Here is an 11698-nt window from a genome sequence, read left to right as displayed (position 1 = left end):
GCGCTCGCGGTCCTCGGGGTCGGTGGCAGCTGGGAATCGCCCTCCAGGGTATCCCGGCGGCACAGGTTGCCGGGATCCCTGGGTTCAGAGCCTTTGAACAGGCTCTCAGCCCCGCAAGGTCTCCTCCAGCTTTCGCGCCACGGCGGCCGCCTCCTCACCGGGCAGCGGGGCGCCCTCGGGCCCTGTGACATAGAACGCGTCGACGGCGTTGGCGCCCAGCGTGCTGACATGCGCACTGCGCACCCGCACGCTCGCGTCCTCCAGCGCCCGGCCGATCCGGAACAGCAGCCCCGGGGCGTCCTGCGCCCGCACCTCGATGACCGTGGCCAGCCGGGAGGCGGCCGGATGGACCGACACCCGCGCCGCGGGGGCCACCACGCCCCGGCGCCTCGGGTACGCCGCGTCCCGCTCGGCGAGACGGCCCGCGATGTCCAGGGAGCCGTCCAGGGCGCGTACGAGGTCGGCGCGCAGCCGGGTGGCCTGCGGCAGCGAGCCGTACTCGGCGGCGACCCGCCAGTTCAGCAGCAGCACGGAGCCCTCGACGCCGTCGGGCAGGTCCAGGGCGCTCAGCTCGGCCGTGCGCACGGTCAGACGGTGCATCGCGAGGACACCGGCCACGGCGGGCAGCACACCCGGCTGGTCGGGTACGGCGATGACCAGCTCCACGCCGAGCGGCTCGGGGTCACCCGGGGGCTGGTCCTCGGTCGGCGGCTCGGTCTGGGCGCGCAGGGCCAGTACGGGGCTGCCGGTGGCGACCGCCTCGATGGCGAGCCGCTCCTGTTCGGCGGTGGGCGCGGCGGCCTCGGGCTCGTCCGGGTCGTCCCCGGCGAGCACGGCCGCGACCCGTTTCACCAGGTCGGCAACCAGTGAGCCCCGCCAGGACGACCACGCCGCCGGGCCGGTGGCCAGGGCGTCCGCCTCGGTCAGGGCGTGCAGCAGCTCCAGCGTGCCCTGCGAGCCGACGGCCTCCGCGACCGCGCGCACGGTGGCCGGGTCCTCCAGGTCGCGCCGGGTGGCCGTCTCGACGAGCAGCAGGTGATGACGTACGAGAGTGGAGAGCACGAGGACGTCGTCGCGGTCGAAGCCGATGCGCGCGGCCACGTCCTTGGCGATGATCTCGCCGGCCACGGAGTGGTCACCGGGCCAGCCCTTGCCGATGTCGTGCAGCAGCGCGGCGACAAGGAGCAGGTCGGGGCGGTGGACGCGGCGGGTGAACTCGGAGGCGCGCACGGCCGTCTCGATGAGGTGCCGGTCGACGGTCCAGATGTGCACGGCGTTGCGCTGTGGGCGGCAGCGCACCCGCTCCCAGTCGGGCAGGAAGTGTGTGATCAGCCCCTCGGCCTCCAGCGCCTCCCACACCTCGACGGTCGGCTGCCCGGAACCCAGCAGGGTCACCAGTTGCTCACGGGCCTCGGCGGGCCAGGGCGTGGGCAGCGGGCGCACGTTCGCCGCCATGCGCCGGACGGCGTGCAGGGAGAGCGGGAGTCCGGCCTGAGCGGCGGCGGCAGCGGCGCGCAAGGGAAGTACGGGGTCGCGGTCGGGGCGCGCGGCGCGGGCGAGCACCACCTCGCCGTCCTGCTCCACGACGCCCTCGGCCAGCGGCGACCGCTCCGCCACCGGCTTCCCGCCGCCGCCCAGCATGGCGCGCAGCCGCGGCCGTACGGCGCGCGCCCGCAGTACGCGCCCCACTTCGCGCCAAGTGACGTCACTGGCATAGGAGATGACGCGGGCCGCCTCGTACACCTGCCGCAGCAGCGTGTCCGCGTCGAGCAGGCCGAGCTCGGCGGCGACCTGGTCCTGCTCCTGGAGCGAGAGCCGGTCGGTGGCCCGCCCGGTGGTCAGATGCAGGGCGTCGCGTACGTCGAGCAGTCGGCGCCGGGCGTCGTCGAGGCCCTCGCGCGGGGCGTCGGCCAGCCAGGACGCGGCGACTGCGCGCAGGATCGTGGCGTCCCGCAGACCGCCGCGCGCCTCCTTCAGATCGGGCTCCAGGAGGTACTGCAACTCGCCCTGGCGCTCGGCGCGTTCGGCGGACAGCTCCTGGAGCTCGGGCAGCCGCTTGGGCGCCTGGTTGCGCCAGTCGGCGAGGACCGACGTGCGCAGTCCGGCCGTGAGGCCCAGGTCGCCGGCGATGTGGCGGGCGTCCAGGAGACCGAGTTGGACTTTCAGATCCTCGCCGGCCGTCTTGCGGGCCTCGGCCGGCGTGCGCACGGAGTGGTCGAGGGCGAGGCCGAGGTCCCAGACGGGGTACCAGATGCGGTCGGCGAGCGCGGCGACCGCCTTGCTGTCGCCGCCGTCGTGCAGCAGGAGCAGATCCAGGTCGCTGCGCGGGGACAGCTCACCGCGCCCGTACCCGCCGACGGCGACCAGGGAGACGCCGCGCATCCCCTCGGCGCCGGCCGCGAACAGGCCGGTCAGCCATTCGTCGGTGAGTTCCGCGAGGGCGGAACGGCGCGGCGGCCCGGACCGCGCCCCCTCGGTGAGGAGACGCAGCCGGGCCGCCGCGTAGCCGCTGGGTCCCGAGTCCTCTGTTTCGTTGTGCACGTCCGTACTCGACACCCAGCAGCTCCTGTTCTTCTTCTGTCAGAGCGCGTCGGGTCCGCGCTCGCCGGTCCGGACCCGTACGGCCGTCTCGACCGGCAGGGACCAGACCTTGCCGTCACCGATCTTGCCGGTGCGGGCGGCCTTGACGATGACGTCGATCAGCTGCTCGGCGTCGTCGTCCTCGGCCAGGACCTCGATGCGGATCTTCGGGACCAGGTCGACGGTGTACTCGGCACCGCGGTAGACCTCGGTGTGGCCCCGCTGACGACCGTAGCCGCTCGCCTCGGTGACCGTCAGGCCGTGGACTCCGAAGGCCTGGAGGGCTTCCTTGATCTCGTCGAGCCGGTGCGGCTTGACGACGGCGGTGATGAGCTTCATGCGTCCACCTTCTTGCTCGCGGCTGCCGCGACCGGGGCCGGGGCTGCGGCGGTCCGGGCGGCACCGCCACCGGCGCCGCTGAAGTCGTATGCGGTCTCGGCATGCTCGGCCTGGTCGATGCCGGCGACCTCGTCGTCCTCGGTGACCCGCATGCCGATGGTCTTGTCGAGGATGAAGGCGAGGAGCGCGGAGACGACCAGCGAGTAGGCCAGGACGGCGAAGACACCGGCGCACTGCTTCCAGAACTGGGTCAGGCCGCCGCCGTAGAAGAGGCCCTCGACGTCGGACTGGCCCTTGCCGCTGGCGAAGAAGCCGATCAGCAGGGAGCCGACGACACCGCCGACCAGGTGGACGCCGACGACGTCGAGCGAGTCGTCGTAGCCGAACCTGTACTTCAGGCCGACGGCCATGGCGCACAGCAGACCGGCGATGGCACCGACGGCGATGGCACCGAGCGGGGAGACCGCGCCGCCGGACGGGGTGATGGCGACCAGACCGGCGACCGCGCCGGAGGCGGCACCCAGCGTGGTGAACGCGCCGTGGCGGATCTTCTCGTAGATCAGCCAGGCCAGCATGGCGGCGGCGGTGGCGACCTGCGTGTTGACGAACATCAGCGCGCCGACGCCGTCGTCGTTGCCGAGCCACGAGCCGGCGTTGAAGCCGAACCAGCCGAACCACAGCAGACCGGCGCCGAGCATGACCAGCGGGAGGCTGTGCGGGCGCATCGGGTCCTTCTTGAAGCCGACGCGCTTGCCGATGACGAGGATCACGCCGAGCGCCGCGGCACCGGCGTTGATGTGCACCGCCGTACCACCGGCGAAGTCGATCACACCGAACTCGAAGGCCCAGCCGCCGGCGCCCCACACCCAGTGCGCGACCGGGAAGTAGACGACCGTGGCCCACAGGGCGATGAACAGGGCCCACGCGGAGAACTTCACGCGGTCCGCGAGAGCACCGCTGATCAGGGCGGGCGTGATGATCGCGAACATCAGCTGGAAGACCAGGAAGACGAAGATCGGGATCGTGTAGCCGTCCCAGAGCTGCGTCAGGCCGATGTTGCTGAGGCCGACCCAGTCGGAGTTCCAGCCGATGATGCTGCCGGAGTCGGTGCCGAACGCCATGGAGAAGCCGTACAGCACCCACAGGATGGTGACGATCCCCAGGCTGATGAAGCTCATCATCAGCATGTTCAGGGTGCTCTTGACGCGGACCATGCCTCCGTAGAAGAAGGCCAGTCCCGGGGTCATGAGCATCACCAGGGCGGAACAGATGAGCATGAAACCTGTGTTGGCGGCGGACAGCTCGGGGGCGTCTGCCGCAAGCGTGATGGCTGGTGCCATCGGCGTCTCCTCGTCATGTGTACGGCCCCGTGCGGGCGAAGCCTGAGCGGAATGAGGGGTGGGCCGGTTATGCGCCAAGAGATTGGCGCAGCGCCGTTTCGGTGGAAGCCCCTCGTTGTTTCGCCGCCGTGACGAAGGCGCCCTGTGTGTTACGCGTCGATGAACTGCCGGATGCCGGCCGCGTCGATCGTTATCGTGGCGCAACCTTCAGTGGGGGCGCATGGGCCGGCCGCGGTCGGCCCTCCGATGACCTGGCATGGGGGAGCCGAGTCGGGCAGTTCGGGAGGGCCGGCCGCGGCCGGGGTACTGGGGTGCCGGGGATCGCCCCGGCCTTTCAGACCGCCTCCGCGGTCTCCGGCAGCTCCACCGCGAGCTTGTCCGTCAGGTCCACGACCTCGGCGAGATCACCGAAGTCCCGCACGGCCGTGTCGACCGTCTTTCGGATACGAGTGTTGACGCGCTCGGAGCGCACCTTCTTGGCGACCGCCATGGCCTGCTCGGCATAGACCGCGCTCTGCTCGGGCTCGCCCCGCAGCAGATGGACGGTGGCCACCCCGATGAGGTTCAGCGCGTACGACCGCTGGTGCTCGCCGTCCTTCGCGAACAGGTCCACGGCCTGCCGCATCAGGGGCTCGGCCAGCGAGGCGTACGTCGGGCTGCGGCCGGCGACATAGGCCAGGTCACGGTAGGAGTGGGAGTTCTCGCCGTACAGCTCGGCCTCGGAGAAGAAGCGGATCCAGTCGGGGTCGGGCTCGTCCCAGTCGTCAGCCTCGGCGAAGGTGTCCTCGGCCATCCGGACGGCCCGCTTGCACTTGCCGGGCTGGCCCATGTTGGCGTACGCGCGGGCCTCCATCGCATACAGCATCGACTGGGTGCGCGGACTGGCGCAGTCCCGGCTGCCGTACTGCGCGAGATGGATCAGCTCCAGGGCGTCATCGGGCCGGCCTAGGTGGATCATCTGGCGGCTCATGCTGGACAGGACGTACGAGCCGAGCGGCCGGTCGCCGGCCTCCTTGGCGGCGTGCAGCGCCAAGACGAAGTACTTCTGGGCGCTGGGCTGGAGCCCGACGTCGTACGACATCCAGCCGGCCAGCTCGGCCAGCTCGGCGGCGACCTTGAACAGTCTGCGGGTGGTGGCCTCGGGCTGGGGTTCCTGGAGGAGGTCGGTCACCTCGTGCAGCTGGCCCACGACCGCCTTGCGGCGCAGACCGCCGCCGCACTGGGCGTCCCACTGCCGGAACATCACGGTGGTGGACTCCAGCAGGTCCAGCTCCGGCCTGGAGAGCCGGCCACGCGCGCGGGAGGACGGCACGGGCCGGGAGTCCTGGCGCGGGGCGGGCGGGGCGGGGACCAGCCAGCGCTGCATCGGCTCGATGAGCGCCGGGCCCGCGGACAGGGCGAGCGAGCTCCCCAGGAAGCCGCGCCGCGCCAGCATCAGGTCGCTGCGCGAGAACTCGCTGAGCAGGGCCACCGTCTGCGGGGCGGTCCAGGGCAGGTCGATGCCGGACACGGAGGGTGACTGCCGTGCGGCGCGCAGGCCGAGGTCCTCGACGGAGACGACACAGCCGAACCGCTCCGAGAACAGCTCCGACAGGATGCGCGGGATCGGCTCGCGGGGGTTCTCGCCGTCCAGCCAGCGGCGTACGCGGGAGGTGTCGGTGGAGATGTGGTTGGCGCCCAACTGGCGGGCGCGGCGGTTCACTTGGCGGGCCAGTTCGCCCTTCGACCAGCCGCTGCGCACGAACCAGGAGGCGAGCAGCTCGTTCGGGCGCTTGTCAGCGTGCGATGCGCCACCGGCACTCGTACCGCTTCCGCTGTTGCCGCTCACTGGAACGCCCCCATCCCTTGGACCACTTGTCACCGAGTGCGCCAAGCCCTATCAGAATGCCGGTAAATACGGTTGCCCGTCCGGTAGTTCTCACCCTTCGAACGGAAAGCCGAGTTGCCTCCGGCATACCCACAAGTGCATGTGCCCCGTAGCTCCGTGCACACACGGTAATCCTACGATCACGCCCCCAGCCATGGCGATCCCTGAATCGCCACCATTCGCCACCCCTTCGAATGAACTAACGGTGGCCTCTACGCGATTCACTTGACATAGGACGGCCGGAAGTGGGCGGAGCGAAGCACTCAGGGGCGCGTGTTGCCCGGCCCGCAACCCGGGGCACCTCCAAGCGCCGCGTGCACCGAGCGGGGTGACGGGGTAACCGGTCGCCCAGGAACACAGAGGGTCACATTGCGAATCCGCGTCGTAACCACCGGCGCGCTGGACCCGTTGGAGGGGGCATGGGCTTCACGATCGGCGGCATCCGGGAGATCCGGTCCGGCTCGCGGCGACGCGGCCGTTCCTCGGAGTGCACGACCGTGGCCGAGTTCACCGGGCTGTGGGGCTGGGACACCGTACCCGGCGCGCGCGCCGCGGCGGGCGCCTGTTCGTGCGGCCGCTCGGACTGTGCCGCGCCCGGCGCACACCCCCTCGACTTCGCGCCCCAGGTCCAGGCCGGGGCCACGCTGGACGAGGTCACCAAGACGTGGTCGGAGTTTCCCGGCGCCTCGGTGATGCTGCCGGTCGGGCGGGCGTTCGATGTGATCGAGGTGGCCGAACCCGCCGGAACCCGCGCACTGACCAGGCTCGAACGCATGGGCCTGCCCCTCGGCCCGGTCACCGCCACCCCCGAAGGCCGCACCCACTTCTTCGTCGCCCCCGGCGCTGCCGCCGAGCTCCCTGAGCTGCTCTACCGCATGGGCTGGGACGACCCGACCCACCTCGACCTGCGCGGCCTCGGCCCCGGCGAGCACATCACGGCACCGCCGTCGGACCGGGGCGGGCTCGGGCCGGTGCGCTGGCTGCGGCCGCCCGCATTGGACACGGCCACGAAGCCGCCGGCGGCTCGGTTGCTGCTGGGGACGTTGGCTTACGTGGCGCACCGGTCGCGCGCATAGGGGTCACAGACGTACACAGCGAAGCGCCCGTCCCCCAACTGCACCTTGGGAGGCGGGCGCTTCTTGAGACAGGTACCTGGGTGATCACTCGCCGATAAGGGCGTCAACGAACGCCTCCGGCTCGAACGGCGCCAGGTCGTCGGCGCCCTCCCCCAGCCCGACCAGCTTCACCGGCACGCCCAGCTCGCGCTGCACCGCGACGACGATGCCGCCCTTGGCGGTGCCGTCGAGCTTGGTGAGCACGATGCCGGTGATGTCGACGACCTCGGCGAAGACACGGGCCTGGACCAGGCCGTTCTGCCCGGTCGTGGCGTCCAGCACCAGCAGCACCTCGTCCAGCGGCGCGTGCTTCTCGACGACCCGCTTGACCTTGCCGAGCTCGTCCATGAGGCCGGTCTTGGTGTGCAGCCGCCCGGCGGTGTCGATGAGCACCACGTCGGAGCCCATCTCCTTGCCCTCCTTCACCGCGTCGAAGGCGACGGAGGCGGGGTCGCCGCCCTCCGGACCGCGCACGGTGTAGGCGCCGACGCGCTCGCCCCAGGTCTGGAGCTGGTCGGCGGCGGCGGCACGGAAGGTGTCGGCGGCGCCCAGCACGACGCTGCGGCCGTCGGCCACGAGGACGCGGGCGAGCTTGCCGGTGGTGGTGGTCTTGCCGGTGCCGTTGACGCCGACGACCATCACGATGCCGGGTTTGCTGGTCTCGGGCTCGGTCTTGACCACGCGGTCCATGTCGGTGCCGACCAGCTTGAGGAGCTCCTCGCGCAGCAGGCCGCGCAGCTCGGCGGGGGTGCGGGTGCCGAGGACCTTCACGCGCTCACGCAGGCCCTCGACCAGTTCCTGGGTGGGGGCCACGCCGACGTCGGCGGTGAGCAGGGTGTCCTCGATCTCCTCCCAGGTGTCCTCGTCGAGATGCTCGCGCGACAGGAGCGTGAGCAGCCCCTTGCCTAGGGCGTTCTGGGAGCGGGAGAGCCGGGCGCGCAGCCGGATCAGGCGGCCGGCGGTGGGCTCCGGCACCTCGATCTCGGTCGGCGGGAGCTCTTCGACTACGGGCGGTTCCTCGACGGCGATACCGGTCGAGCCGTCGGGAAGGTCCACCTCCTCTATGGTCCGGCGCTCTTCGTCGCGCGGTGTCTCGGCCTCGTCGCCGACGTGCGGCTCGGCCGGTGGGGCGGTGATGTCGGGCGTGGCGGGCGGCGGCGGGGGCAGCTGCTTCTTGCGACGGCTGCCGACGATGAGCCCGCCGAGCGCGCCGAGCACGACCACGGCGATGACTACAGCAAGGATGACGATGTCCATAACCCGTCCAGTATCGGCCATGGAGTCCGGCGACACCCCTCTGGATGTCTGACACACCGTCAGCTAACGTCCGCCTTCACACCCGCCCGGTGAAGGGAGACCCCCATGCCCGTCACGGTCGTACGCTTCAACCTCGTCGAGCCCGACGCGACCCCCGCCTCGCTCGCCGCCCGCTACCGGGCGGCCCTGGAGATGGCCGCTTACGCCGATGAGCACGGCATCACCACGGTGCAGACGGAGGAGCATCACGGCGCGGACAACAACTGGCTCCCCTCCCCCTTCGCCTTCGCGGCGGCGGTCTTCGGAGCGACGAAGCGCCTGGCGGTCACCGTCTCGGCGATCATCGGCCCGCTGCACGATCCGCTGCGGCTCGCCGAGGAGATCGCGGTCCTGGACCTGCTGAGCGGCGGCCGGCTGGTCACGGTCGCCGGGATCGGATACCGGCCCGAGGAATACGCCCAGTTCGACGTCGAGTGGAAGCGGCGCGGCCGGCTCCAGGACGAGCTGCTGGAGACGCTGCTGAAGGCATGGACCGGCGAGCCCTTCGAGTACCGGGGCCGTACGGTACGGATCACCCCGCGCCCGTTCACCGACCCGCACCCCCTGCTGCTGGTCGGCGGCTCCTCGAAGGCCGCCGCGCGCCGGGCCGCCCGCCTCGGACTGCCGTTCTTCCCCAGCGCGCATCTGCCGGAGCTGGAGGCGTACTACAAGGAGCGGCTGATGGAGTACGGCACCGAGGGCTGGACCATGATGCCGGCCGCCGAGACGCCGCTGCTGCATATCGCCGAGGACCCCGACCGGACCTGGGCCGAGCACGGCCGGCACTTTCTGCACGAGGCCCGCACCTACGCCTCCTGGCAGTCCGGCGAGATCCGCTCGGCGGTGAAGTCGGGGGCGACGACGGTGGAGGAGCTGCGGGCCGAGGGCGTGTACCGGATCGTGACGCCCGAGGAGTGTGTGGCGCTGGGGTTCGACAACTACGTACTGCACCCCCTGTCGGGCGGGATGCCGGTGGAGGAGGGGTGGCGGAGTCTGCGCCTGTTCGCGGAGGAGGTGCTTCCGGCGCTGGGCGGCTGACCGGCCCGGATATTCGATGGCCCGGCCGGGCCGACCGCTGATCCACTGGGAGCATGAGTCTGCTGGTGGAAGTGTTCGTCCGGGAACCGGACGGGAAGAGACGGATACTCGACGTGCCGGACGACGTCTATCACTCCGGCGGTTTCGAGTCCTGGCGTACGACCGTGTGGGGATCGGAGTTGGTGCGCTCGCTGGGTGCCCGCTTCCTCCCCGTGCTGGCCGAGCGGGATCTGGAGGTGGAGCCCGGGCAGGTGCCGGAGTTCCTGCGCGAGGTCGCCCTGCTGCGCGCCCACCTCGACGCGCTCGCTCATGGCACCGAGCATCCACGGACGGTCGAGGAACACCGGGACGGGCTCGACGTGCGCTTGCGGATCATGGAGGAGAGCGCGCTCAAGGCCGTGGAGATCGGCGGTGGCGTCATCGTCTGGTGACCGGTGCGAACGCGCCGCCGCCCCCGGTCCGGGCAGTGGCCGGACCGGGGGCGGCGGCGGGGATACGGGAGGAGGGGCAGCGGGGACTTGGCCCTTCCCCCCGGGTTCGGGGGCCGGTCAGCCCATCTCCTCCAGCGTCTTGCCCTTGGTCTCGGGCACGAACTTGAGGATGAAGGGGATGGAGAGGAAGGCGAACACCGCGTACATGACGTAGGTGAGCGACAGGTTCCAGTCCGACAGGTCCGGGAAGGTGATCGTGATGACCCAGTTGGCGATCCACTGGGCCGAGGCGGCGACGCCCAGCGCGGCGGCGCGGATCTTGTTCGGGAAGACCTCACCGAGCATGACCCAGACGACCACGCCCCAGGACAGGGCGAAGAAGAGCACGAAGGCGTTGGCGGCGATCAGCGCCACGTAACCCTGGGCGGTCGGCAGCGGGTCGCTGCCGTGCTGGAAGGAGAAGGCCCAGGCGGCAGCCGCGAGCGAGATGCCCATGCCGACGGAGCCGATGAGGGCGAGCGGCTTGCGGCCGATGCGGTCCACGAAGATCATCGCGATCACGGTGCCGATGATGTTGATGATCGAGGTCTCGAACGAGTAGAAGAACGAGCTCGACGGGTCGACGCCGACGGACTGCCACAGCAGGTTCGAGTAGTAGAAGATGACGTTGATGCCGACCAGCTGCTGGAAGACGGAGAGGCCGATGCCGATCCAGACGATCGGCAGCAGACCGAACTTGCCGCCCAGCAGGTCCTTGAACGTCGACTTGTGGTCGCTGCGCATGGCCTGGTCGATCTCGGCGACCCGGGCGTCCAGGTCCACGTCACCCTCGACGTCGGCGAGCACCTTCTTCGCGTCCTCGACACGGCCGACGCTGATCAGGAAGCGCGGGGACTCGGGGATGGCGAAGGACAGCAGGCCGTAGACCAGGGCGGGTACGAGCATCACGCCGAGCATCCATTGCCAGGCCTCCAGGCCCGCGATGGTGCCGCGCTCCTCGCCGTCGGCCATGTTCAGCAGGGCCCAGTTGACCAGCTGCGAGATGGCGATGCCGATGACGATGGCGGCCTGCTGGAAGGAGGCCAGGCGGCCTCGGTAGGCGGGCGGGGCGACCTCGGCGATGTAGGCCGGGCCGATGACCGAGGCCATGCCGATGGCGATACCGCCGAGGACACGCCAGGCGGCGAGGTCCCACGCGGCGAACGGCAGTCCGGAACCGACGGCACTCACAGCGAACAGCACCGCCGCGATCTGCATGACGCGGATCCGGCCGATGCGGTCGGCTATGCGGCCGGCGATCGCGGCACCGAGGGCGCTGCCGAGCAGGGCGCTGGCGGCGACGGTACCGGTGACACCGGAACTGAGATCGAACCGGTCCTGGATACCGCCGTTGGCTCCGTTGATGACAGAGCTGTCATAACCGAAGAGGAAGCCGCCCATGGCGGCCGCCGCGGTGATGAAGACGACGTGCCCGAGATGTTCGGGCGGGGCCGTCCTGGCTCCGGACGTGGATGCCTGCGCTGTGCTGGTCACGTGTACTCCTCGGGCGCCGGCAACGCTGCCGGGTGAAGGCAAAAGCAACGTCGATGACCCTATGTCTTCAGATTCCGAAGTCAAGGGGTCGTGGATGTGACATAGAAGCACCCAAGTGAAGGGAATGTGTTCAACTCTTGAACGAAGACAGGTGGAGCG

At 70.7% G+C, this 11698-nt stretch carries 9 protein-coding genes; 3 read left to right on the top strand and 6 right to left on the bottom strand.

All coding sequences use genetic code 11. From position 1 onward, the window contains the following. Nucleotides 1–105 precede the first annotated feature (105 nt). The 4 genes from IE325_RS28785 to nsdA all read right to left on the bottom strand — a co-directional run bounded on the left by IE325_RS28785 (nucleotide 106) and on the right by nsdA (nucleotide 6087). Nucleotides 106–2556: a [protein-PII] uridylyltransferase gene (locus IE325_RS28785; RefSeq protein WP_190073002.1), complete on the bottom strand. Its 2451-nt coding sequence runs from the start codon at nucleotides 2554–2556 to the stop codon at nucleotides 106–108. A gap of 24 nt (nucleotides 2557–2580) precedes the next feature. Then, nucleotides 2581–2919 carry a P-II family nitrogen regulator gene (locus tag IE325_RS28780; protein ID WP_003997576.1) on the bottom strand — a complete coding sequence of 113 codons (339 nt, stop codon included), beginning with the start codon at nucleotides 2917–2919 and terminating at the stop codon, nucleotides 2581–2583. Beyond that, nucleotides 2916–4259: an ammonium transporter gene (locus IE325_RS28775; protein ID WP_190073001.1), complete on the bottom strand. Its 1344-nt coding sequence runs from the start codon at nucleotides 4257–4259 to the stop codon at nucleotides 2916–2918. The genes IE325_RS28780 and IE325_RS28775 overlap by 4 nt, the downstream gene beginning before the upstream one ends. A gap of 334 nt (nucleotides 4260–4593) precedes the next feature. Then, nucleotides 4594–6087, bottom strand: coding sequence for a transcriptional repressor NsdA (nsdA, locus tag IE325_RS28770; protein ID WP_190073000.1), 1494 nt, complete (start codon nucleotides 6085–6087; stop codon nucleotides 4594–4596). 458 nt (nucleotides 6088–6545) lie between these two features. Between nsdA and IE325_RS28765 the strand changes: the two genes are divergently transcribed. Next, complete coding sequence (locus IE325_RS28765; RefSeq protein ID WP_190072999.1) at nucleotides 6546–7202, top strand: bifunctional DNA primase/polymerase; 657 nt, start codon at nucleotides 6546–6548, stop codon at nucleotides 7200–7202. Nucleotides 7203–7286: 84 nt separating this feature from the next. Here IE325_RS28765 and ftsY read toward each other — a convergent pair whose 3' ends face one another. Beyond that, the gene (gene ftsY, locus IE325_RS28760) at nucleotides 7287–8498 is read right to left on the bottom strand and encodes a signal recognition particle-docking protein FtsY (protein ID WP_190072998.1); all 1212 of its coding nucleotides are present in this window, start codon (nucleotides 8496–8498) and stop codon (nucleotides 7287–7289) included. Nucleotides 8499–8603: 105 nt separating this feature from the next. Here ftsY and IE325_RS28755 point away from each other — a divergent pair, with 105 nt between their 5' ends. Both IE325_RS28755 and IE325_RS28750 read left to right on the top strand, forming a co-directional pair. Then, entirely contained in the window at nucleotides 8604–9575 is a 972-nt protein-coding gene (locus IE325_RS28755; RefSeq protein ID WP_190072997.1) for an LLM class flavin-dependent oxidoreductase, read from the top strand. A gap of 53 nt (nucleotides 9576–9628) precedes the next feature. Continuing rightward, nucleotides 9629–10006 carry a hypothetical protein gene (locus IE325_RS28750; protein ID WP_190072996.1) on the top strand — a complete coding sequence of 126 codons (378 nt, stop codon included), beginning with the start codon at nucleotides 9629–9631 and terminating at the stop codon, nucleotides 10004–10006. 117 nt (nucleotides 10007–10123) lie between these two features. On the opposite strand, the gene IE325_RS28745 is transcribed toward IE325_RS28750, so the two are convergent. Beyond that, complete coding sequence (locus IE325_RS28745) at nucleotides 10124–11539, bottom strand: sugar porter family MFS transporter (RefSeq protein ID WP_190072995.1); 1416 nt, start codon at nucleotides 11537–11539, stop codon at nucleotides 10124–10126. Between the last annotated feature and the right edge of the window lie 159 nt (nucleotides 11540–11698).

Source organism: Streptomyces lanatus (assembly GCF_014655715.1).
GTDB lineage: Bacteria > Actinomycetota > Actinomycetes > Streptomycetales > Streptomycetaceae > Streptomyces > Streptomyces lanatus.
The sequence above is the reverse complement of the archived record's forward strand: the minus strand, read 5'-3'. Positions and strand labels throughout refer to the sequence as shown.